22 protein-coding genes are annotated in these 23,231 nt (G+C 68.0%); 17 read left to right on the top strand and 5 right to left on the bottom strand.

Translation table 11 applies throughout. From position 1 onward, the window contains the following. Positions 1–106: 106 nt before the first annotated feature. From C667_RS09115 to C667_RS09090, 6 genes are all read left to right on the top strand, one after another. Positions 107–799 carry an ABC transporter permease gene (locus C667_RS09115; RefSeq protein WP_004361385.1) on the top strand — a complete coding sequence of 231 codons (693 nt, stop codon included), beginning with the start codon at positions 107–109 and terminating at the stop codon, positions 797–799. Between the two features lie 18 nt (positions 800–817). Then, entirely contained in the window at positions 818–1,552 is a 735-nt protein-coding gene (locus C667_RS09110; RefSeq protein WP_004361383.1) for an ABC transporter permease, read from the top strand. A gap of 112 nt (positions 1,553–1,664) precedes the next feature. After that, complete coding sequence (locus C667_RS09105) at positions 1,665–2,447, top strand: ABC transporter ATP-binding protein (protein WP_004361381.1); 783 nt, start codon at positions 1,665–1,667, stop codon at positions 2,445–2,447. A gap of 45 nt (positions 2,448–2,492) precedes the next feature. After that, positions 2,493–3,581, top strand: coding sequence for a GlxA family transcriptional regulator (locus C667_RS09100; protein ID WP_004361379.1), 1,089 nt, complete (start codon positions 2,493–2,495; stop codon positions 3,579–3,581). After that, positions 3,575–4,585 carry an arginine N-succinyltransferase gene (locus C667_RS09095; RefSeq protein ID WP_004361377.1) on the top strand — a complete coding sequence of 337 codons (1,011 nt, stop codon included), beginning with the start codon at positions 3,575–3,577 and terminating at the stop codon, positions 4,583–4,585. Before C667_RS09100 ends, C667_RS09095 begins: the two co-directional genes overlap by 7 nt. Further along, a complete protein-coding gene (locus tag C667_RS09090; RefSeq protein WP_245538453.1) occupies positions 4,572–5,621 on the top strand; it encodes an arginine N-succinyltransferase in 1,050 nt (349 codons plus the stop codon). The genes C667_RS09095 and C667_RS09090 overlap by 14 nt, the downstream gene beginning before the upstream one ends. Positions 5,622–5,678: 57 nt before the next feature. Here the strand turns inward: C667_RS09090 and C667_RS09085 are convergent, their stop codons facing one another. Together C667_RS09085 and rocF are read right to left on the bottom strand one after the other, a co-directional pair. Further along, on the bottom strand, positions 5,679–7,079 hold the full coding sequence (locus C667_RS09085; protein ID WP_004361373.1) for an aspartate kinase: 1,401 nt from the start codon (positions 7,077–7,079) through the stop codon (positions 5,679–5,681). A gap of 159 nt (positions 7,080–7,238) precedes the next feature. Further along, positions 7,239–8,171, bottom strand: a complete 933-nt coding sequence (gene rocF, locus C667_RS09080) for an arginase (RefSeq protein ID WP_004361371.1) — start codon at positions 8,169–8,171, stop codon at positions 7,239–7,241. A 253-nt stretch (positions 8,172–8,424) separates the two neighbouring features. On the opposite strand from rocF, the gene C667_RS09075 reads away from it, so the two are divergent. Next, positions 8,425–9,333, top strand: a complete 909-nt coding sequence (locus C667_RS09075) for a DMT family transporter (protein WP_004361370.1) — start codon at positions 8,425–8,427, stop codon at positions 9,331–9,333. A 59-nt stretch (positions 9,334–9,392) separates the two neighbouring features. On the opposite strand, the gene C667_RS09070 is transcribed toward C667_RS09075, so the two are convergent. Then, the gene (locus C667_RS09070) at positions 9,393–10,541 is read right to left on the bottom strand and encodes an MFS transporter (protein ID WP_039921119.1); all 1,149 of its coding nucleotides are present in this window, start codon (positions 10,539–10,541) and stop codon (positions 9,393–9,395) included. A 194-nt stretch (positions 10,542–10,735) separates the two neighbouring features. Between C667_RS09070 and C667_RS09065 the strand changes: the two genes are divergently transcribed. Next, positions 10,736–11,659: a LysR substrate-binding domain-containing protein gene (locus tag C667_RS09065; protein WP_004361366.1), complete on the top strand. Its 924-nt coding sequence runs from the start codon at positions 10,736–10,738 to the stop codon at positions 11,657–11,659. 80 nt (positions 11,660–11,739) lie between these two features. On the opposite strand, the gene C667_RS09060 is transcribed toward C667_RS09065, so the two are convergent. Then, a complete protein-coding gene (locus C667_RS09060) occupies positions 11,740–12,738 on the bottom strand; it encodes an HpcH/HpaI aldolase/citrate lyase family protein (protein ID WP_004361364.1) in 999 nt (332 codons plus the stop codon). Positions 12,739–12,926: 188 nt separating this feature from the next. Further along, entirely contained in the window at positions 12,927–13,916 is a 990-nt protein-coding gene (locus C667_RS09055; RefSeq protein ID WP_004361362.1) for a malate dehydrogenase, read from the bottom strand. Between the two features lie 256 nt (positions 13,917–14,172). Between C667_RS09055 and C667_RS09050 the strand changes: the two genes are divergently transcribed. The 9 genes from C667_RS09050 to C667_RS09010 all read left to right on the top strand — a co-directional run. Beyond that, on the top strand, positions 14,173–14,901 hold the full coding sequence (locus C667_RS09050; RefSeq protein ID WP_004361360.1) for a GntR family transcriptional regulator: 729 nt from the start codon (positions 14,173–14,175) through the stop codon (positions 14,899–14,901). A gap of 100 nt (positions 14,902–15,001) precedes the next feature. Then, entirely contained in the window at positions 15,002–15,391 is a 390-nt protein-coding gene (gene sdhC, locus C667_RS09045; protein ID WP_039921116.1) for a succinate dehydrogenase, cytochrome b556 subunit, read from the top strand. Beyond that, complete coding sequence (gene sdhD / locus C667_RS09040) at positions 15,385–15,735, top strand: succinate dehydrogenase, hydrophobic membrane anchor protein (protein WP_004361356.1); 351 nt, start codon at positions 15,385–15,387, stop codon at positions 15,733–15,735. Before sdhC ends, sdhD begins: the two co-directional genes overlap by 7 nt. 2 nt (positions 15,736–15,737) lie before the next feature. After that, positions 15,738–17,531: a succinate dehydrogenase flavoprotein subunit gene (gene sdhA / locus C667_RS09035; RefSeq protein ID WP_039921115.1), complete on the top strand. Its 1,794-nt coding sequence runs from the start codon at positions 15,738–15,740 to the stop codon at positions 17,529–17,531. Between the two features lie 31 nt (positions 17,532–17,562). Further along, positions 17,563–18,273: a succinate dehydrogenase iron-sulfur subunit gene (locus C667_RS09030; RefSeq protein ID WP_004361352.1), complete on the top strand. Its 711-nt coding sequence runs from the start codon at positions 17,563–17,565 to the stop codon at positions 18,271–18,273. A 15-nt stretch (positions 18,274–18,288) separates the two neighbouring features. Beyond that, positions 18,289–18,525 (top strand): FAD assembly factor SdhE, encoded by a 237-nt coding sequence (locus tag C667_RS09025; protein ID WP_004303361.1) that lies wholly within the window; start codon positions 18,289–18,291, stop codon positions 18,523–18,525. Between the two features lie 64 nt (positions 18,526–18,589). After that, positions 18,590–19,885 (top strand): citrate synthase, encoded by a 1,296-nt coding sequence (gltA, locus tag C667_RS09020; protein ID WP_004361350.1) that lies wholly within the window; start codon positions 18,590–18,592, stop codon positions 19,883–19,885. A 154-nt stretch (positions 19,886–20,039) separates the two neighbouring features. Then, entirely contained in the window at positions 20,040–22,892 is a 2,853-nt protein-coding gene (locus C667_RS09015; RefSeq protein ID WP_004361348.1) for a 2-oxoglutarate dehydrogenase E1 component, read from the top strand. Positions 22,893–22,915: 23 nt separating this feature from the next. Further along, the coding region (locus C667_RS09010) for a biotin/lipoyl-containing protein (RefSeq protein ID WP_004361346.1) at positions 22,916–23,231 on the top strand (316 nt) is incomplete at its 3' end.

Genomic DNA, 23,231 nt, shown 5'->3' with positions numbered 1-23,231 from the left:
GGGGCTGCCGGCGCGTGCGCGCCCGGCCCCCTCGACTCGCGCACGCGCACGCCCCCGCCCGCGGGCGGGCGGCACGCGCACCCGCCCCAGCGAAAATCGGATCGCCATGGAAGCCCTGATCGAATACTCGCCCAGCCTGCTTGCCGGCGCCTGGGTCACCCTGCAGATTGCACTCCTCTCGGTGCTGCTGGCAGTCGCCACCGGACTCCTCGGCGCCGCCTGCAAGCTCTCGGGCTTCCTGCCCCTGCGCCTGTGGACCATGCTGTACACCACCCTCGTGCGCGGGGTTCCGGACCTGGTGATGATGATGCTCGTCTTCTACGGCGGCCAGCTGCTGCTCAACGAGGCGCTCGACCGCCTCGGCTGGGACTTCATCGAGATCGACCCCTTCGTCGCGGGCGTGCTGACGATCGGCTTCATCTTCGGCGCCTATTTCACCGAGACCTTCCGCGGCGCCTTCCTCGCCGTGTCGTCCGGCCAGCTCGAGGCCGGGCGCGCCTACGGGATGAGCACCTGGCAGGTGTTCCGGCGCATCCTCTTTCCCCAGATGCTGCGCTTCGCCCTGCCGGGCATCGGCAACAACTGGCTGGTGCTGCTCAAGAGCACCGCGATCGTTTCGCTGATCGGCCTCTCCGACATGACCCGCGTGGCCGACCAGGCCGGGCGCGCCACCCACCAGCCCTTCACCTTCTACCTCGCCGTGTGCGTGCTCTACCTGGCATTGACGGCCTTGTCGGGCCACGTGCTCGGACGGCTGACGAAGCGCTACAGCGCCGGCGTGCGCGAAGCGCACATCTGACCGCCACGGAGACCAGACATGGATCTGTTCGACCCTCAGGTCATCACGGGCAACCTGCCGCAGTTCTGGCGGGGCCTGTGGATGACCCTCCAGCTCACCACGATCGCCCTGCTGTTCGGCTTCGTCGCCGCCATTCCCCTGGCGGTGATGCGGCTGTCGCGGAACCCTCTCGTCGCGACGCCGGTCGCCGCCTACACCTACTTCTTCCGTGGCACGCCGATGCTGGTGCAGCTGCTGCTGGTGTACTACGGCGCCTCGCAGTGGGAATGGATGCGCGCGGCCTGGGAGGCCGGGCACCCGCTGTGGACGCTGTTCCGCGAGCCCTACTTCTGCGCGCTCTTCGCCTTCGGCCTCAACACCTGCGCCTACACCGTGGAGATCCTCGCCGGCAGCATGCGCAACACCCCGCATGGCGAGCTCGAGGCCGCCAAGGCGATGGGCATGACGCGGCTGAAGGCGCTGCAGCGCATCGTGATCCCGTCGGCGCTGCGGCGCATGATCCCCACCTACAGCAACGAGGTGATCCTGATGCTGCAGGGCTCGGCGATCGCCAGCGCGGTGACCCTGGTCGACCTGACGGGGGCGGCGCGCAACGTCTATTCGCGCCACTTCGCGCCCTTCGAGGCCTTCGTCTTCGTCGGCCTGATCTACCTCATGCTGACCTTCGTGCTGGTGGGCCTGTTCAAGCTCGCCGAGCAGCGCTGGCTGGCCCACCTGGCACCGCGCAAGGCGGGGGCGGGCAGGTCGTCCTGATCAACCCCGCCGCGAGGACTGCGCTCCGGGCACCGCCGACCTGCGGCGGCGCGCTGCAGCATCCCGCGGCGACATGGCGGGCGCCTCGCGGGCGCCCACGCAAGAGAACAACATGAACCACAAGGCCAGCGTCGAACAGGTCCGCGTCGAAGACCTGCACAAATCCTACGGCGACCACGAGGTGCTCAAGGGCGTCTCGCTGACCGCGAACTCGGGCGACGTGATCAGCATCATCGGCTCGTCCGGCTCGGGCAAGAGCACCTGGCTGCGCTGCATCAACTTCCTCGAATGCCCGACCGCCGGCCGCATCCTGGTCGCGGGCAAGGAGGTGGCGCTGGTGCGCAACCGCCAGGGCGACCTCGCCGTGAAGGACCCCCGCCAGCTGCAGCAGATCCGCACCCGGCTGTCGATGGTGTTCCAGCACTTCAACCTGTGGAGCCACATGACCGTGCTCGAGAACGTCGTCGAGGCGCCGGTGCATGTGCTCGGGCGATCGAAGGCCGAGGCGCGCGAGCGCGCCGAGCGCTACCTCGAGCGCGTGGGGGTGTGGAAGTTCCGCGACGCCTACCCGGCGCACCTGTCGGGCGGCCAGCAGCAGCGCGTGGCGATCGCGCGCGCGCTGGCGATGGAGCCGGCGGTGCTGCTGTTCGACGAGCCTACCTCGGCGCTCGACCCCGAGCTCGTCGGCGAGGTGCTCAAGGTGATGCGCTCGCTCGCCGAGGAGGGCCGCACCATGATGGTGGTGACGCACGAGATGGGCTTCGCGCGCGAGGTGTCGAACCACGTGATCTTCGTGCACCAGGGGCGCGTCGAGGAGGAGGGCGATCCGAAGCTGGTGCTGCGGCAACCGCAGAGCGAGCGCCTGCAGCAGTTCCTGTCGGGCAACCTCAAGTAAGCGGGCGGCCCGGGCAAGGAGCACGACGGCCGTGGACACGCCGCGATGAACTGGCACAGGCCCGCAGGGCAAGACCGCCCTCCACGTGCGGCTGCCGACGCGAGCCGCGCCGCGGCCATCGCGCCGGTCGAGCTGGTGGTGCTGGCCTTGCCACCGATCTCGTTCGGCGCGCTGGGCGCGATCGTCGACCCTTACACCGAAGCCAACCGTCTGGGCGGCCAGCCCTACTACCGCATCCGCCTCGCCTCGGTCGACGGCGAGCCGGTCACCCTCGCCAGCGGTGCGAGCCTCGCGGTGAGCGCCGCACTGCCTTCGATCACGGGCTGCAATGCCCTCGTCGTGGCCTCTGACGCGCACCGGCCGGGGAGCGGGGAGGACGGGATCCTCGCCAGCCTGCGCCGCCTCTCCCTCAGCGGCATTGCCTTCTGCAGCAACCGCGGCGGCACCGGCTGGCTGGCGAGCGCCGGCCTGCTGGAGAACCGCCGGGTCGCCGTGCACTGGGAGGAAATGGGCGTCTACCGCGACCGCCACCCCGGCCTGCTTCACTGCGCAACGCTCTACGAGGTCGACGCCGACCGCCTCACCGCGTCGAGCAACCTGGCGATGCTGGAGATGATGCTGTTCGTGATCGCCCAGCAGCTGTCGCCACAGCTCGCGGATGACATCGCGCGCCAGCTCGGCCTGGACCGCATCCGGCCCGGGCACGAGAAGCAGGCCGTGCCCGCGAGCAGCCGCATCTCGCCCCACCCGCCCAAGCTGAGCGAGGCCCTGCTGGTGATGGAGGCCAACATCGAGGAGCCGCTCGGTTCGGACGAGATCGCCGACTGCGTGGGCATCTCGCGGCGCCAGCTCGAGCGCCTGTTCAAGCAGAATCTGGACGTGCTGCCCTCGAAGTACTACCAGGTGCTGCGCCTGGAGCGCGCGCGCCAGTCCATCCTGCGCACCCGCCAGTCGATCGTGCAGATCGGCCTGTCTTGCGGCTTCTCGTCGGGATCACATTTTGCGACCGCCTACCGCAGCCACTTCGGCATCACCCCGCGCGAGGACCGCCTGCGTGCGGCACTCGCCAACCACCTTTCCGGAGACACCATGATCCCGTCGCCGGCCCCCTCTTCACCGGAGACGCCATGCTGACGATTCGCCCCGCGCGGACCGCCGACCTCGACGCCCTCGCCGGCCTGGCCGCACGCCTTCCGTCCCCGACGCTGCCGTCCGGAGCCTGGGAGCTGGAACGCCTGCTCGAGCGCAGCGACGACGCCTTCGCAGCCGAGATCGACTTCGCCGGCGAGGAGGAATATCTGCTCGTCGCGGTCGACGCCGCCGACGCGGTGGTCGGCGCCACCCTGATCGTCGCCGCCGCCGGCTACCCCGGCGCCGACTACTCCTTTCGCAACGAGACCATCGTGCACGCCTCGCGCGAGCTCGGCGTGAACCATCGCATCTACGCGCTGGCCCTGAGCCACGAGCTCTCCGGCTTCACCCTGCTGCGCCCGCCGGTCGCGCTCCCGGGGACACATGCCGCGCGCGTCGAGCGCGCCCTGCTACAGGCGGCGCTCAGCCTCATCGCCGACCAATCGGCACGCTTCACCGAAGACCTCGTCGCGCCGCTGCCCGGCGAGGTCGACGCGACCGGCGAGTCGCCCTTCTGGAGCGCGGTGGGCAGCCAGTTCTTCGGCGTGTCCTATCGCGAGGCCGAGCGCCTGGCCCTGGGCAAGGACCGCAGCTTCATGGCCGAGCTGATGCCGCACCATCCGATCTATGTTCCCTTGCTGCCCGAGGCCGCGCAGGCCGTGCTGGGCCAGACCCGCGACGCGTTCATGGGCGCCTACGCGCTGCTGAGCGAAGAGGGCTTCGAGGGGGAGCGCTTTGTGGACGTGTTCGACGGCGGGCCGGTGTTCTATGCCAAGCGTGCGCTCGCCCGAACGGTGCATTGCGCGCAGCTGCGGCCGCTGCGGATCGCGCCCGGCGACGTCGCCGGTGCCGGCGAGTGCCTGCTGAGCAACCGCGAGCTGCGCCATTTCCGTGCGGTGCTGGGTCCCGCCGCGCTCGAGGCCGGCGGTTGCCTGAGCACCGCTCCCGAGATCGCCGCGAGGCTCGAACTCATCGACATGGACGAGGTGCGTTGTGTCTTCGCCTGAATGCATGCAGCCGCCGCCGCGACAGTTCGTCGTCCGTCTCGCCCGTCGCGAGGACGTGGAGGCCTTCACCGCCCTCGTCATCGACGCCGACGGTGCGCTCGAGCGCCATCCGGAATCCCGCGAGGCCAGCCATCTGAGCATCGAGACCTCGATCCGCAGCCTGGCCGGGCAGGCATCGGACGCCGAGCGCGGCTACCTGCTGCTGCTCGAGGATGTGCACAGCGCCGAGATCGCCGGCTGCATCACGCTCACCTGCCACATCGGCCTGGAGCAGCCCTTCTACGACTACCGTGTCGGCCGGATCGTGCATTCGAGCCGCCCGCTGAAATCCTACCGCTGCCTCGATGTGCTCTACCTGAGCAACGACCTCACCGGCTGCAGCGAGCTTCACAGCCTCTACCTGCGTGCCGGCGCACGCGGCATGGGTGCGGCCTCGCTGCTGCTGAAGGCGGCACAGCTGTTCATCCGCTCCCGCATCCACGAGTTCGCGCCGCGCCTGATCGCGGAGCTGCACGGCGTGCAGGACGCGAACGGGGCCTCGCCATTCTGGGAGTCGGTCGGACGCCGCTTCTTCCGCGTAGGCCAGCGCGAGGTCGAGCGCCTGATGGCCAAGGGCCGCAAGGCCTTCGTCGCCGAGCTGATGCCCAAGCATCCGATGTACGTGAGCCTGCTGCCGACCGCGGCGCAGGCCGTGGTCGGAGAGGTTCACCACAGCAACGTGGGGCTCGCGCGCGAGCTCGAGGCCGACGGCTTCCACTTCGAGAACCACGTCGACATCTTCGATGCCGGGCGGGTCATGGAGGCGCACATGGCCGACCTGCACGGCGTCGCCGCGAGCCGGGTGCTGAGCGCGCGGGACTGCGAGGACGTGGCAGGCGAACACTGGTGGATCGCCGGCGGCAGTGGCGCGGACTTTCGCGTCGTCGGCGGTACCGCGGCAGCGGCCGAAGACGAGCTGCGGATCGCCCCGGCGCTGCTGCGACGCCTCGGCGCCCGCGCCGGCGACAAGCTGCTCGCCCTCCCCCTCCGGCCCTGACGCGGCGCAGCGCGCGCCCGGTCCGAAGGCGGAGGAAGGGGGTGGGCGAGCCCGCGATCAGGCGCGCGGCACCGGCACCCCGGGCGTCACGCACAGCGAATGGTTGAGCGCGATGATCGCCTTCTTGTAGTCGCTGCGCTCGATGATGAACTGCATGTTCACCTGGCGCAGGGTCTGCGACACGCAGTTCACGTTGATCTGTGCATCGGCGAGTGCCTGCGCCGCGCGCGCGAGCACGCCGGGGATGCTGATGTTGGAGCCGATCGCGCACACGATCGCGCTGTTCTTGACCGTGACCACCTGGTAGCGCGCCTCCAGCTCGGCGACCAGCGCCGGCGTCACCGAGCTCTCCCACAGCACGTGGGCGATCGAGTTGGCGTTGGTGGCCTTGAGGATGTAGGAGACGTCGTGCCGGCAGAAGACCTCCATGATCCCGAGGTCGAAGCCGACGGTGCCCACCATGCTGGGGTCGTGGATCTCGACCAGGGTCACCTTGTCGCTGCCGGTCACCATCTCCACGCGGGCGCGCTCGCCGACGTAGTCCTTGGTGATGAGCGTGCCCGGGTGCTCGGGCTCGAAGGTGTTCTTGAGGCGGATCGGGATGCCGGCGAGCTCCATGGGCTTGGCCGCCTTGGGATGGATGGCCTCCATGCCGACGTCGGCGAGCTGGTCGGCGACGTCGTAGTTGGTCGCGCCCACGATCACCGCGTTCTCCAGGCCGACGATGTTGGGGTCGGCCGAGGAGAGGTGGAACTCCTTGTGGATCACCGCCTCGGCCGGGCGCACCTCGACCGCGATCTTGCTGAAGGTGACCTCGGAATAGCCGCGATCGAACTCGCGCATGATGCCTTCGGTGCCCTTGGTGTAGCCGGTCGCGACGATCACGCTGTTGTCGAGGTCGAGGCCCTTGAAGCTGTTGTGGATGCGCTCGTCGATGGTCCACGCCTTGTCGTCGTGGAAGCCGGCGAGGTCGAGCAGGATCGCGTTGACGCCGTTGGCCTTGAGGATCTCGACGCTGTTGAAGGCGCTGTGCGACTCGCCCACCGAGGCCAGCACCTCGCGCGCGGCGAGCAGCACGTCCTGACGGCGGATGTAGCCGCTGGCGAGCACGTGCTGCATCGCGTCGAGATACTTCTTGACCTCGCCGATGCGGGTGTCGACGAAGGCGTCGGCGACGTCCAGCGGCAGGGCGAGCTCGGCGAAGCCGGCGTTGAGCTTCTTGAGGCTCGCCGCGAGCGCGTCGAGCGCGCCGTGGTAGTCCGAACCTTCCGCGAACAGCGCGTAGATGCCACGCTCGCCGGTCTTCTTGTGCTCCAGCAGCTGGTTGGTCACGCCGGAATAGGCCGACACCACGTAGATGCGGCCGAGAATGCGCGCCTTGTCGTAGAGCATGATGTGGCGCAGCACATCCCCGAAGGCCGACATCGAGGTGCCACCGATCTTTTCAACCGAGATCATCCGTTTTCCCGTGCTTTGCATGACGTGTGTTCCAGTTCTGATTAGAGACCGACCGAAACCCGTCATCGTATTGTTTTGGCGCGGAAATGGACATAGCCGCGGATGAATTCGGCGAGTTTTTCGTCGCACGCGGGCGGACGCCGACCTCTCGGGCGGAGGTCAGCGGTAGTGGCGGTGCATGCGCATCAGCGTACTCTTGCCGAACAGGCTCTCCACCAGGTCGACCGCGAGCTCGGCGGTCTTGTTGCAGTGGTCGAGCGCCGGGTTGAGCTCGACGATGTCGAGCGAGGCCAGGCGCCCGGTGTCGGCGATCATCTCCATGCACAGCTCGGCCTCGCGGTAGGTCGGCCCGCCGCGCACGGTGGTGCCGACGCCCGGCGCGATCGTCGGGTCGAGGAAGTCCACGTCCAGGCTCACGTGCAGGTGGGTGTCCGCGTCCACGCCGGCGAGCGCCTGCTCCATGGTCGCGCGCATGCCGATCTCATCGATGTAGCGCATGTCGAAGACCTCGACGCGCAGCTCGTGCAGGAAGCGCTTCTCGCCCTCGTCCACGCTGCGGATGCCGATCTGGCGGATCTGGTCGGGGCGGATCGCGGGCACATGCCCGCCGATGCCGGTCAGCACCTCGGGGCCATGGCCGCACAGGCAGGCCACCGGCATGCCGTGGATGTTTCCCGAGGGCGTCATCGTGGCGGTGTTGAGGTCGGCGTGGGCGTCGAACCACAGCACGCGCAGCCTGCGCCCGGTCTCGCGGCAGTGGCGGGCCACCGCGCTGATCGAGCCGATGGCGAGGCAGTGGTCGCCGCCGAGCATGATCGGCACGCGCCCCTCGGCCAGCTCCGCGTACACCGCCTCATGCACCGAGCCGTTCCACGCCGCGACCTCGGCGAGGTGGCGGAAGCCCTCCACCGCGGGCAGCTCCGGGTTGGACGGGCCGGCGAGGTTGCCGCAGTCGCGCACCTCGGCGCCGAAGGCGGCGATCGCCCGCCCCAGCCCGGCGACCCGCAAGGCCTCCGGCCCCATGCTCGCGCCGCGAACTCCGGCGCCGACGTCGGTGGGCGCCCCGATCAGACTGACTTTGAGATTTTCCATGGCGAAGAATTTACCTCAGGTCCCGCCGCGATGGCAGCGGCTGGCATCGTGATGCGGTCGGGATTGACGGAGCAGCCCCGGAGCGTGTATTGATTGCGCCTTTTTTCGACGGCCAGGGCCATCGCTCGTGCGCGCAGGCGCGGCGCGGTCCCGGCTCGAGCGCGACCGGGCGTCGGCCCCCTGGAGTATTCGTGTCTACGGTTTCACTTCTGTTTCCCCCCTTCATCGAGCCGCTTGCGGTCCGGGGTGCGCGATGAAGCGCGCGCAGGCGAACGGCCTGCTGCTCGTGGCGGCGCTCATCTGGGGAACTGCCTTCGTCGCCCAGCAGGCGGGAATGCGCGACGTCGGCCCCTTCACCTTCACCGGCGCGCGCTTCCTCTTCGGGGCGGTGATGGTGGCTCCGCTCGCTTTCCTGGAGCTGCGCCGCCTCGGCCGGCGTGGCACCTTCCTCGACGTGCGCGACCTGCTCGCGTGCGGGCTGCTCGGCGCGGTGCTCTTCCTCGGCGCGGCGCTGCAGCAGATCGGCATCATGAGCACCACGGTGAGCAACGCCGGCTTCCTCACCGCGCTCTACGTTCCGCTCGTGCCGATCGCCGGGGCGCTGCTGTTGCGCGAGCGCTCGCACTGGTCGGTGTGGCCGGCGAGCCTGGGCTGCGTCGCGGGCACCTATCTGCTCGGCGGCGGCAGCCTGGCGGCGCTCTCGGTGGGCGACCTGTGGGTGATCGCGAGCGCGCTGTTCTGGGCCGCCCACGTCATGCTGGTGGGCCGGGTGGCGGCGCGCAAGGGGGCCTCGGTGACGGTGGCGATGCTGCAGTTCCTCATCGTCGGCGTGCTCGGCATGGCGGTAGGCTTCGGCTCCGAGGAGGTGTCGATGGACGCGCTCGAGCGCGCGCTGCCGTCGATCGCCTACGCCGGCATCCTGTCGGTGGGCGTCGGCTTCACCCTGCAGGTGGTGGCGCAGCGTCACACCCCGGCAGCCGACGCCGCCATCCTGCTGAGCTGCGAGACCCTGTTCGCCGCGCTCGCCGGCCGTTTCGTGCTGGGCGAGACGCTCACCGCCGAGCAGATGGCTGGCGGTCTGCTGATCTTCGCCTGCGTGCTGGCGGTGCAGATCCTGCCCTTGTGGCGGGCGCGGCGCGCGGTGGCGGCGGAGACGGGCTGAGGCGGGGCTGCGCTTCCCTCCGTCCGCGTGCTCCACCCGCGGACCTCCGCTCGCGTCGCTCAGTCCGCGCCGTCCGCCGGCGCGGGCAGCTGCCGCAGCCACAGCGCGCACGCTGCGGTGAGCAGCACGCACAGCCCCACCAGCGCGGCCACGCCCTCCCATCGCCAGCCGGTCCAGGCGGTGCCGGCGAGGCTGCCCAGCACGCTGGCGCCGAGGTAGTAGCTCGACAGGTAGAGCGCCGAGGCGAGCGCGCGGCGTTCTCCGGCGCGCCGCCCCACCCAGCCGCTGGCGAGCGCGTGCGCGGCGAAGAAGCCGAAGGTGAACACGCCGACTCCGGCGATCACCAGCCACAGCGGCTGCGCCAGCGTGAGCGCGAGCCCTGCGCCCATGACCGCGACCATCGGCCACAGCACCTTGCGCCGGCCGCGGCGCTCGGCGAGGCGGCCGCTCGCTGCCGAGGCCCAGGTGCCGACGAGGTAGAGCAGGAAGACCGCGCCGATCGCGCTCTGGCCCAGCCCGTAGGGCGGTTCGAGCAGGCGGAAGCCGAGGAAGTTGTACAGCCCGACGAAGCCGCCCATGGCGAGGAAGGCGACCAGGAACAGCGCGGGGAGGCCGGGGTCGCGGTAGATCGCCAGGGTGTCGGCGAAGATGCGCGCCGGCGTGGCCGCGCGCGCGCGGAAATTGCGCGAGGCCGGCAGGCGCTGCCAGAACAGCAGCGCCGAGATCACGCCGAGCACGCCGATCGCCCCGAGCGCGACCCGCCACGAGCTCCAGTCGGTGAGCAGCGCGGCGACGAAGCGCCCGCTCATGCCGCCGAGCGCGTTGCCGGCGATGTACAGCCCCATCGCGCGCGCCTGCGCGCCGGGGGCGATCTCCTCGCCGATGTAGGCCATCGCGGCGGCGGGGAGTCCGGCGATCACCCCGCCGAGGAGCGCACGCAAGACCAGCAGCGCGCCGAAGTCGGGCGCGAAGGCGGTGGCGAGCGCGAGCAGGGCGGCGATCGCGAGCGCGGCTTTCATGACCTGCTGGCGGCCGAGGCGGTCGGCGAGCACGCTGCCCGGGATCAGCATCAGCGCGAGCCCCGCGGTGGTGGCAGACACGGTCAGGCTGGCACTCGCCGCGCCGACGCCGAACTCTGCGGCGAGCAGCGGCAGCAGGGGCTGGGTGCTGTAGACCATCGCGAAGGTCGCGAAGCCGCCGACGAACATCGCCAGGTTGGCGCGCCGGTAGCCGGGCGTGCCGGCCTCGAGCTGGGTCGGCAAGGGTGCGGGCGAGTCCGCGGGCGGTGGGGACATGATGTGGCGGTGGCTCGGGGTCGATCGAATCTGCATCGATCTTAGGATGGCGCCAGAGCAGCAGTCCAATATATTCTGAGCGCTTCATCCATATATGGAATTGAATGATGGAGCTGCGCCACCTGCGCTATTTCATCGCCGTCGCCGAGGAGCTCAACTTCACCCGCGCCGCGGCGCGGCTGCACATCGGCCAGCCGCCGCTGTCGATGCAGATCCGTGACCTGGAGGAGGAGATCGGCGTGCGCCTGTTCGAGCGCGGCCCGCGCCGGGTGGTGCTGAGTGCGGCCGGCGAGCGTTTCCTGCCGCACGCGCGCAGCATCCTCGAAGGCCTTGCCGACGCGGTGGCCGAGGCCCGGCGTGCCGCGCGCGGAGAGCTGGGCGAGCTGCGCGTCGGCTTCACCTCCTCGCTGCCCTTCACCGACCTGCTGCCCGATGCGCTCAACGCCTACCGCCGGCGCTTCCCGGCGGTGCGGCTGCAGTTGCGCGAGATGTTCACGCCGGAACAATTCGTGGCACTCGGGCGCGACGAGCTCGATATCGGCTTCGTGCGCCTGCAGGCAGGGGCGCCACCGCCGGGCATCGTGCTGCGCGAGGTGGCGCGCAATCCGCTGCGCCTGGTGGTGAATGCCGCACACCGGCTTGCGGATGCGGCGCAGGTGCGCTTCGCCGAGCTGGCGGACGAGGACTTCATCAGCTTCCCGCCCGATGTCGGCACCGACCTGCCGGGGGTGCTGCGCGCACTGTGCCGGCAGGCGGGGTTCGAGCCGCGCATCGTGCAGACCGCGCGCGAGGCCACCACGCAGATCGGCCTGGTCGCCGCCGGGCTGGGTGTGGCGCTGTTGCCGGCGCCGCTCGAGTCGGTGCGGATCGCGCGCGTGCGCTATCTGGCGCTGGCCGAGCCGGAGGCGCAGTTCCGTCTCGCCCTGGCGATCCGGCAGGGCGAGACGCCCCCGCTGCTCGCCGGTTTTCTGGAGGTTCTGGACGAACTGCGCGGCGGAGCTGGGGTTTGTCAGGCAGCGTCGGCCGGGTAGTCCGGTCTCAGGGGTGCGCGGAGGCTGTGCGCGATCCGGGTTCGGCGTGGCCTTCCTTCCTGGACGCCTCTCCCCGGGGCTCAGTGGCCGGCGCCGGCGAAGAAGCGCAGGCGGGATTCGCCCGGCAGCTCCATGCCGGTGTTGCGCGCGCGCTGCAGCAGCTCCCAGTAATAGCGGTAGGAGGCGCGGTCGTGCAGGCGTCCCTGGTGGCGGATCGGGCCCCAGGCATTGTCCTGCGCGGCGCACAGGATCGCCGCGGCCTCCTCGACTTCGGAGAAGTCGGGTTGCATCGCGGCGATGATCGGCAGGATCTGGTTGGGGTGGATGCTCCACATGCGCAGGTAGCCGAATTCGCGGCGGGCGCGCTCGGCGTCGTGGCGGATCACCGCGACGTCCTGCAGCTCAGTGGTGACGTTGTGCGAGGGCACGACGCCGTTGGCGAGCGCGGCGGCGGCGATGTCGGCCTTGGCGCGCACGACGAGCGGATGCTCGAACTGCCCGGGGCTCTTCATTGCGCTGCCGGGGATGGCGCCGTGGTGGCCGGAGACGAAGTCCATCAGCCCGAAGTCGATCGACTCCACGCCGTCGAGCGCGGCGATCTCCCAGGCCTCGCGCAGCGCGCCGTGGGTCTCGATGAGCACATGGACGGGCAGGGCGCGCTCGAGGCCGCAGGCGGCCTCGACGCGGCGAAGCGCGCGGATCTGCTCGGCGGCATCGGCCGCGGCGCGCACCTTCGGAATGGTGATGAAGGCCAGCCGCCGACCGGCACCGCCGACGAGGATCTCGAGGTCGTGCTGCCAGTGCGGGTGCGTGATGTCGTGGATGCGCGCGCCGACGCGGCCGAAGTGGTTCTCCGCGCCATTGACCACCTCGACCACCATGCGCGCGTGCTCGGCCTCGGCGCCGGCCTGCGCGCCGTCCTCGCAGTCGCAGGTGAGGTCGAACACCGGGCCGAGCTCCTGCTGCAGCTTGAGCGCCTTCATCATGAGCTTCTCAGCGCCGGCGTAGTGGTCCACGGCGGGCAGGGCGGGGAAGGGCTTTTCGCCGGCGAACAGGACCTGGGCGGGGTGAAGCGACATGGCGGGCTCCTCGGTTGGGGGCGGCTTGGGGTGGTTTGGGGCGCTTTGGGGCGGCTTGGCGGCGGTCTTGCCGCCGTGGGGCGGAGCGCTGCGCCGGGCCCCGCGGGGCGCCGCGGAAATGAAAAAGGCCACGGATTCTAACCCGTGGCCTTTCGCGAGGGCGGCACGCGGCCGCCCGGGATCGCGGCTTACTTCAGCATGTCGGCCACGGCCGCGCGCTCGTCCTCGAGTTCCTTGAGGGTGATGGCGATCTTGCCCTTCGAGTACTCGTCGATCTCCAGGCCCTGGATGATCTTGAACTGGCCGTCCTTGCACTCGCAGGGGAAGCCGAACACGACGCCCTCGGGGATGCCGTAGGAGCCGTCGGAGGGCACGCCCATGGTGACCCAGTCGCTCGAGCCGAGCACCCAGTCATGGACGTGGTCGATGGCGGCGTTGGCGGCCGAGGCGGCCGACGACAGGCCACGGGCCTCGATGATGGCGGCGCCGCGCTTGCCGACGGTGGGCAGGAACACGTCGTTGTTCCAGGCGTGGTCGTTGATCAGCGCCTTGACGCTGTCGCCGTTCGACTCGCAGAAGCGGTAGTCGGCGTACATCGAGGGCGAGTGGTTGCCCCACACGACCATCTTCTTCAGCGACGACACCTCACGGCCGGACTTGGCGGCGAGCTGCGACAGCGCGCGGTTGTGGTCCAGGCGCAGCATGCCGTGGTAGTTGTTCGGGTTGGTGCGGCCGACCTTGATGGCGGCGGCGCGGGCGATGTAGGCGTTGGTGTTGCAGGGGTTGCCCACGACCAGCACGCGCACGTCTTCCTTGGCGTTCTCGGCGATGGCCTTGCCCTGGACGGTGAAGATGGCGCCGTTGGCGGTCAGCAGGTCGGCACGCTCCATGCCGGGGCCGCGCGGACGGGCACCGACCAGCAGGCAGACGTCGGCGTCCTTGAACGCGACGTTGGGATCGTCGGTGGCGATCATGCCGGCGAGCAGCGGGAAGGCGCAGTCTTCCAGCTCCATCATCACGCCCTTGACGGCCTTCTGGGCCTGGGGCAGGTCGAGCAGCTGCAGGATGACGGGCTGGTCCTTGCCCAGCATTTCGCCGCTGGCGATGCGGAACAGCAGGCTGTAGCCGATCTGGCCGGCGGCGCCGGTGACAGCGACGCGCATGGGGGCTTTGCTCATGTGATTACTCCCTCGAGTGAGACGGTCGTATGAAGGTGCTGGAAACCTGCCCGGGTCCGTCGCGGCGAACCACCCACCGCCGCATGGCGGTGTCTTGCGGTCGAGCCTGCGCGGCACGGCCACGCGTGCGCGAGGGCCAACCTGGGCGCCGGCATACTAGCCCCAGGAGGGATGCCTGTCAAATGCCATCTTATATCTTATATAAGACACAAGACTAAAGATAGACGTTTGCGAAAATTTATGCTCAAATGCGCGCATGTCGCAGGAGTCGCCTACCTTCAGCCCGCTCTACCGTCAGATCAAGGCCTTGATCCTTCAGGCGCTTGAGGCTGGGGAATGGCGTCCCGGCCAGGCCATCCCGAGCGAGCAGGAACTCGCCGCGCGCTTCAATGTCTCGCAAGGCACCGTGCGCAAGGCCATCGACGAGATGGCGGCCGACAACCTCCTGGTGCGCAAGCAGGGCAAGGGTACCTTCGTCGCCTCGCACAACGACCCGCGCGCACTCTTTCGCTTCCTCCGCCTCGTGCCGGTGGATGGCGATCTCTCTCCGCCGCAGAGCATGCCGCTGGACTGCTGGCGTGCGAAAGCCGGGCAGGAGGCCTCGCGCATGCTCGCGATCGAGCCCGGCGCCCCGATCATCATCGTCCGCCGCCTGTTGAAGTTCGCCGCCCGGCCCGTCGTCATCGACGAGATCTATCTGCCCGGCGAAGTCTTCCAGGGGCTCAGCGCCGAGACCCTGCAGGGCTGGAACGGTTCGCTCTACAGTCTCTTCGAAACCCGCTTCGGTGTTCGCATGATCCGCGCGCAGGAGCGCATCCGCGCCGTCGCGGCCGATCGCGGCGCCGCCGAGGCGCTCTCCGTCCAGGAGGGCACGCCGCTGCTGTCGGTCGAGCGTGTCACGTACACCTATGGCGACAAGCCCGTCGAGTGGCGTCGCGGCCTGTATTCGACAGCGGAACATTTTTATCTGAATGAGCTGAATTGAGGTCTCGCGCATGGGCCGCAGGCCGGGACCGGCGCTATAATTTTTTGTCGTTTTTCGGAGTCCGCGACGGGGGTCGTCGCACATGCAGAGGGGAGTCTTCATGTCAGAAGTAACAGCGCGCAAACCAAGGCCGAAGTACCTGGCCCTGAACGAGATCCGGCTGCCGTTGCCGGGCATCGTGTCGATCCTTCACCGCATCAGCGGCGTGGGCTTGTTCCTGATGTTGCCGTTCCTGTTGTACCTGCTCGATCGCAGCCTCGGTTCGCCGGAGACCTTCGAGACCTTCGCCGCGGTGGTCGATAACTGGTTCATCAAGCTGATCCTGTTCGGCCTGCTGTGGGCCTACCTGCATCACTTCTGTGCCGGCATCCGCTTCCTGATGCTCGACCTGCACAAGGGTCTGGAACTCGAAGAGGCGCGCAAGTCCTCCAAAATCGTTCTGGTCGTGAGCCTCACGCTCACCTTGATCATCGGGGTGGTCCTATGGTGAAACAGCGTATCGTCGTCGGCGCGCACTACGGTCTGAAAGACTGGATCGCGCAGCGTGCCACCGCCGTCTACATGGCGGCCTACACCATCATTTTCGCGCTGTCGGCGTTCAGCCTGCGCGAGCTGAACTACCAGGAGTGGTCCGGCCTGTTCTCGCACGGCCTGTTCAAGTTCCTGAGCTTCCTGTTCTTCCTGTCGGTCTTCTATCACGCCTGGATCGGCATCCGCGACCTCTGGATGGACTACATCAAGCCGAACGGTGTGCGCCTCGCGCTGCACCTGGTCACCATTTTCGTGCTCGTCGGCTACGCCGGCTGGGCAGCCCAGATCCTGTGGAGGCTTTAAGCGTGAACGTCGCGAAGCGTACCTTTGATGCGGTCATCGTGGGCGCCGGCGGTGCCGGCCTGCGTGCGGCCCTGCAACTCTCCGAAGCCGGCCTCAAGACCGCCGTGCTGACCAAGGTGTTCCCGACCCGCTCGCACACGGTGGCGGCGCAGGGCGGTGTCGCCGCCTCGCTCGGCAACTCGACCGAGGACAACTGGCACTGGCACATGTACGACACCGTCAAGGGGTCGGACTGGCTGGGCGACCAGGATGCCATCGAGTTCATGTGCAAGAAGGCCAACGAGGTCGTCATCGAGCTCGAGCACTACGGCATGCCCTTCGACCGCACCGACAACGGCAAGATCTACCAGCGTCCGTTCGGTGGCCACTCGATGAACTACGGCCAGGCGCCGGTGATGCGCTCCTGTGCCGCCGCCGACCGTACCGGCCACGCCATGCTGCACGCGCTCTACCAGCGCAACGTGCGCGCGAACACCCAGTTCTTCGTCGAGTGGATGGCGCTCGACCTGATCCGCGACGCCGACGGCGACGTGCTCGGCGTCACCGCGATGGAAATGGAGACCGGCGAGGTCTCGATCTTCCACGCCAAGGCGACCATCTTCGCCACCGGCGGTGCCGGCCGCATCTACTACTCCTCGACCAACGCCTTCATCAACACCGGTGACGGCGTGGGCATGGCGGCGCGTGCCGGCATCCCGCTCGAGGACATGGAGTTCTGGCAGTTCCACCCCACCGGCGTAGCCGGTGCGGGCGTGCTGATCACCGAAGGCGTGCGTGGCGAGGGCGGCATCCTGCGCAACGCACAGGGCGAGCGCTTCATGGAGCGCTACGCCCCCAACCTGAAGGACCTCGCCTCGCGCGACATCGTCTCGCGCGCGATGACCACCGAGATCAACGAAGGCCGTGGCTGCGGTCCGGACAAGGATCACGTGCTGCTCGACATCACGCACCTTGCGCCCGACACCATCATGAAGCGCCTGCCTGGCATCCGCGAGATCGCGATCCAGTTCGCCGGCGTTGATCCGATCAAGGCGCCGATCCCGGTCGTGCCGACCTGCCATTACCAGATGGGCGGCATTCCGACCAACTACAAGGGCCAGGTCGTGGTGCCCAAGGACGGCCAGCCGAACAGCCCGGTCGCCGGCTTCTACGCCGCGGGCGAGTGCGCCTGCGCCTCGGTGCACGGCGCCAACCGCCTCGGCACCAACTCGCTGCTCGACCTGCTGGTGTTCGGCAAGTCCGCCGGCGAGACCGTGGTCGAGGACTTCCAGTCCGGCCAGCTCAAGTTGAAGCCGCTGCCCGCCGACGCCGCCGACGTCTCGCTCGCCCGCCTGGCCCGCCTCGACGGCCAGACCAACGGCGAGAGCGTGTTCGATGTCGGCCTGGAGATGCGCCGCACGATGCAGAAGCACGCCGGCGTGTTCCGCTTCGACAACCTGCTCAAGGAAGGCGTGCAGAAGATCGGCGAGGTCGCCGAGCGTGCCAAGCGCACCGAGATCAAGGACAAGTCCAAGGTCTGGAACGTCGCCCGCATGGAGGCCCTCGAGCTCGACAACCTGATCGAGGTCGCGCGCGCCACCATGGTCTCGGCCGAGGCCCGCAAGGAGTCGCGTGGCGCCCACGTCCGCGACGACGCCCCGGATACCGCCGAGAACCCCAACGGCCGCGACGATGCCAACTGGCTCAAGCACACCCTCTGGTACTCCGAAGGCAACCGCCTCGATTACAAGCCGGTGAACCTGAAGCCGCTGTCCGCCGACGTCGAGCCGATCGCGCTCGCCAAGCGCACTTATTGATCAGCGTGATGAGCGCACGGGAGAAACACATATGAGCAAGCGTACCGTTCATTTCAAGATCTACCGCTACGATCCGGACAAGGACGAGAAGCCCTACATGCAGGACATCTCGGTCGAGCTCGAGCCCTCCGACAAGAAGCTGCTCGATGCCCTGGTTCGCCTGCGTGCCAAGGACGACTCGATGTCCTTCCGCCGTTCCTGCCGCGAAGGCGTGTGCGGCTCGGACGCGATGAACATCAACGGCAAGAACGGCCTGGCCTGCCTGACCGACGTCGAAGGGCTTCAGCAGCCGATCACGCTGCGCCCGCTGCCCGGCCTGCCGGTCATCCGCGACCTGATCGTCGACATGACGCAGTTCTTCAAGCAGTACCACTCGATCAAGCCCTATCTGGTCAACAACGACCCCGCGCCCGAGCGCGAGCGCCTGCAGACTCCGGAGGATCGCGAGGAACTCAACGGCCTCTACGAGTGCATCCTGTGCGCGTGCTGCTCGACGTCCTGCCCGTCGTTCTGGTGGAACCCCGACAAGTTCGTCGGTCCGGCCGGCCTGCTCGCGGCCTACCGCTTCCTCGCCGACACCCGCGACCAGGACGCCGCCGCGCGCCTCGACAACCTCGAGGACCCGTATCGCCTGTTCCGTTGCCACACCATCATGAACTGCGTCGATGTCTGTCCGAAGGGTCTGAACCCGACCCGCGCGATCGGCAAGATCAAGGACATGATGGTCCGCCGCGCGATCTAAGGGCGGGCACAGTCGATGACCATCAACAGGGGGCGCGTGCGCTGGCAGTGTCGTCGGGCTCTGCTCGAGCTCGACCTGGTGTTCACGCGCTTTCTAGAGCGGCATTTCGATCGTCTCACCGACGATCAGCTGGCGGATCTGGACGACTTGCTGCGCTGCGACGACTACGACATCTGGGCGTGGGTCAACGGCAGCAAGGCATGTGAGAACGACCGCTGGAAGGAGATGATCGGACTGCTGCGTCAGGGGTGACGCGGCAGTACCGGTCCGACAAAAGACCAAAGGCAGTTAAACCGGCAAGTAGAAGGGACGATCTATGAGCACTGAACGCACTGCAACGCTTACCGTCGATGGCAAGACCGTCGAATTCCCGGTCATGACCGGCACCCACGGCCAGGACGTCATCGACATCCGCACCCTGGGCGGCAAGACCGGCCTCTTCACCTACGACTCCGGCTTCCTGTCGACTGCGAGCTGCAAGTCGAAGATCACCTTCATCGACGGTGACAAGGGCGAACTGCTGTACCGCGGCTACCCGATCGAGCAACTTGCCGATAACTGCAACTTCCTCGAAGTGGCCTACCTGCTCAAGAACGGTGAACTCCCGAACGCGGCTCAGAAGACCGGGTTCGAGAACACCATCAAGAACCACACGATGCTGCACGACCAGATGACCAAGTTCTACTCGGGCTTCCGTCGTGACGCACACCCGATGGCGGTCATGGTCGGTGTGGTGGGGGCGCTGTCGGCCTTCTACCACGATGCGATGGACTTCTCCGACGCGCAGCACCGCAGCGTGTCGATCAACCGCCTGATCGCCAAGCTGCCGACCATCGTTGCGATGGCCTACAAGTACAACAAGGGCGAGCCCTTCATGTACCCGCGCAACGACCTCGACTACACCGCGAACTTCATGCACATGATGTTCGGCACGCCGTGCGAGAAGTACGAGCCGAACCCGGTGCTGGTGCGCGCGCTCGACGTCATCTTCACGCTGCACGCCGATCACGAGCAGAACGCCTCCACCTCGACCGTCCGCCTGGCCGGCTCCTCGGGCGCCAACCCCTTCGCCTGCATCTCGGCCGGCATCGCCTGCCTGTGGGGCCCGGCGCACGGCGGCGCGAACGAAGCCTGCCTGAACATGCTCGAGGAGATCGGTGACGTGTCCCGCGTGAGCGAGTACATCGCCCGCGCGAAGGACAAGAACGACAGCTTCAAGCTGATGGGTTTCGGCCATCGCGTCTACAAGAACTTCGATCCGCGCGCCAAGCTGATGCAGAAGGTGTGCAACGAAGTGCTGACCGAACTCGGCCTCGAGAACGACCGCCTCTTCAAGCTGGCGATGGAGCTCGAGAAGATCGCGCTGGAAGACCCGTACTTCGTCGAGAAGAAGCTCTACCCGAACGTCGACTTCTACTCGGGCATCGTGCAGAAGGCGCTCGGCATCCCGACCTCGATGTTCACCTGCATCTTCGCGCTCGCCCGCACGGTGGGCTGGATCACGCAGTGGGAAGAGATGATCACCGATCCCGAGTACAAGATCGGCCGTCCGCGCCAGCTCTACGTCGGCACCGCGCGTCGCGACGTGCCGGCGCTCGCGCAGCGTCCGTAAGAGACGATGAAGAGGGGCTGCAGGATCCGCCGCGAGTGACGGTGACGGGGTGGTTGCGCGTGCGCGGCCATCCCGTTTTTCCATCGGAATCCGCGCGTCGGCCGCACTCCCGCACCCGAAAACAGGGCAACAGAACACCACAGGTGCTTATCCCATGATGAAGCAACTCGAACAGACTTCGCACTTGTTCGGCTCGAACGCGCCGTTCATCGAAGAGCAGTACGAAAACTACCTCGCCGACCCGACCTCGGTCTCCGCCGAGTGGCGCGACTATTTCGACAAGCTCCAGGCCCAGGTCGGCGCAGCCGCGCGTGACGTGCCGCACGGCCCGGTCATCGCCGCCTTCGAGCAGATGGCCAAGCGTGGCCCGGTGCGCACCATCGTCTCCGGTGGCGGCGAGGACAAGCAGCAGGTCTCCGTGCTGCAGCTCATCAACGCCTACCGCTTCCTCGGCAACCGCTGGGCCAACCTCGACCCGCTCAAGCGCACCGAGCGGCCGCAGATCGCCGAGCTCGAGCCGTCCTTCTACGGCTTCACCGAGGCGGATCTCTCCAAGAGCTTCAACGTCGGCTCCTTCCACGGCTTCAGCACCGAGCGCGCCACCCTGCGCGAGATCCTCGAGGCGCTGCGCCAGACCTACTGCGGCCCGATCGGCGCCGAGTACATGTACATGACCGACATCGGTCAGAAGCGCTGGATCCAGAGCCGCCTCGAGAGCCTGCGCGGCACGCCGAAGTTCTCGGCGGAGATGAAGAAGCGCATCCTCGAGCGCACCACCGCCGCCGAGACCCTGGAGCGCTACCTGCATACCCGCTACGTCGGCCAGAAGCGCTTCTCGCTCGAAGGTGGCGAATCGGCCATCGTCGCGATGGACGAGCTGATCCGCGTCGCGGGCAGCCTGGGCGTGCAGGAAAGCGTGATCGGCATGGCCCACCGCGGCCGTCTCAACGTGCTCGTCAACACCCTGGGCAAGTCGCCCTCGATGCTGTTCTCGGAGTTCGAGGGCAAGGCCGCCGCCGACCTCACCGCCGGCGACGTGAAGTACCACATGGGCTTCTCGAGCGACGTGATGACCCCGGGCGGCCCGATGCACCTGACGCTCGCGTTCAACCCCTCGCACCTCGAGATCATCAACCCGGTGGTCGAGGGCTCGGTGTATGCCCGCCAGGTCCGTCGCGGCGACGTCGACAAGAACCAGGTGCTGCCGGTGCTCATCCACGGCGACGCCGCCGTGGCAGGCCAGGGCGTCAACCAGGAAATGCTCAACTTCTCGCAGACCCGGGGCTACGGCACGGGCGGCACGGTGCACCTGGTCGTCAACAACCAGATCGGTTTCACCACCTCCGACCCGCGCGACTACCGCTCCTCGCTGTACTGCACCGACATCTTCAAGATGGTCGAGGCGCCGATCTTTCACGTCAATGGCGACGACCCCGAGGCCGTGGCCCTGGTCACCGCGCTGGCGGTCGAGTTCCGCCAGGAGTTCAAGAAGGACGTGGTGGTCGACATCATCTGCTTCCGCAAGCTCGGCCACAACGAGCAGGACGAGCCGATGGTTACCCAGCCGCTGATGTACCGCACCATCCAGAAGCACCCCGGCACCCGCAAGCTCTACGCCGACCGCCTGGTCGCCGAGGGCACGCTGAAGTCCGAGGAGCCCGACCAGATGATCGCCGAGTACCGCGAGCACCTCGACAAGGGCCAGCTGCTCTACAACCCGGTGCTCTCGGGCCACAACCGCCAGTTCGCGGCCGACTGGACGCCCTACGTCAAGCAGCCCTACACCGACGAGGGCGACACCACCGTGCCGGTGCAGGAGATCAAGCGCCTGTCCGAGCGCCTGAGCACGATCCCGGCCAACTTCACGCTGCACTCGCGCGTCAAGAAGATCATCGACGACCGCGCCGCCATGGGCCGCGGCGAGGTGCCCTTCGACTGGGGCATGGGCGAGAACCTCGCCTACGCCAGCCTGCTCGCGCAGGGCTACGGCGTCCGCCTCTCCGGCGAGGACGTCGGCCGCGGCACCTTCTTCCACCGCCACGCCGTGCTGCACGACCAGAAGCGCGAGCGCTGGGACGAGGGCACCTACAAGCCGCTCGACCACATCCAGGACGGCCAGGCGCGCTTCCAGAGCTACGACTCGGTGCTGTCGGAAGAGGGCGTGCTCGCGTTCGAGTATGGTTACGCGACCACCGAGCCGAACGAGCTCGTGGTGTGGGAAGCCCAGTTCGGCGACTTCGTCAACGGCGCCCAGGTCGTGCTCGACCAGTTCATCAGCTCGGGCGAGGCCAAGTGGGGCCGTCTGTGCGGGCTCACGCTGATGCTGCCGCACGGCTACGAGGGGCAGGGCCCCGAGCACTCGTCTGCACGTATCGAGCGCTACATGAACAACGCCGCCGAGCACAACTGGCAGATCTGCGTGCCGACCACCCCGGCGCAGATCTTCCACCTGCTGCGCCGCCAGGCGATCCGCAAGGTGCGCAAGCCGCTGATCATCATCACGCCGAAGTCGCTGCTGCGCCACAAGGAGGCGATCTCCTCGATCGAGGAGCTGGCCAACGGCCGCTTCCAGACCGTGATCCCCGAGGTCGAGAAGCTCGACGCCAAGAAGGTCAAGCGCGTGGTGCTGTGCCAGGGCAAGATCTACTACGAGCTCCTCGCGCATCGTCGCGAGAACAAGATCACCGACACCGCTCTGGTCCGCATCGAGCAGCTCTATCCCTTCCCGACCGAGGCCTTCGCCAAGGCGATCGAGCAGTTCCCGAACGCCAAGGAGATCGTCTGGGTCCAGGAAGAGCCGCGCAACCAGGGCGCGTGGTACTGGCTCGCCTCGCGCCAGCACCTGGTCAACGTGCTCGGCACCAAGCGCCGCCTGCTGCTGGTGAGCCGCCCGGCCGCCGCCTCGCCCGCGGTCGGCTACTACGCCAAGCACAACGCCCAACAAAAGGCGGTCCTCGAAAACGCCTTCGGTCCGATCCAGGACACCACGCCGCAGTTCCCGCACTGAAAAACATCTAGGGAGAGAAATTCATGCTGATCGAAGTCAAAGTACCGCAGCTGTCCGAGTCGGTTTCCGAAGCCACGCTGGTGACCTGGCACAAGAAGGAAGGCGATGCGGTCGCGCGCGACGAGAACCTCATCGACATCGAGACCGACAAGGTCGTGCTCGAGACCCCGGCCCCGGCCGACGGCGTGCTGGTGAAGATCATCAAGCAGGGTGGTGACACGGTCACCTCGGGTGAGCTCATCGCCCAGATCGACACCGAAGCCAAGGCCGCCGCCGGTTCCGCCGCCGCGGCTCCGGCCGCTGCCCCGGCTGCTGCCGCCGCCCCGGCCGCGTCCGGTG

Origin of the sequence: Thauera phenylacetica B4P (assembly GCF_000310225.1) — a bacterium.
Classification (GTDB): Bacteria; Pseudomonadota; Gammaproteobacteria; order Burkholderiales; family Rhodocyclaceae; genus Thauera; species Thauera phenylacetica.
This window is presented reverse-complemented; position numbering and strand designations above follow the sequence as displayed.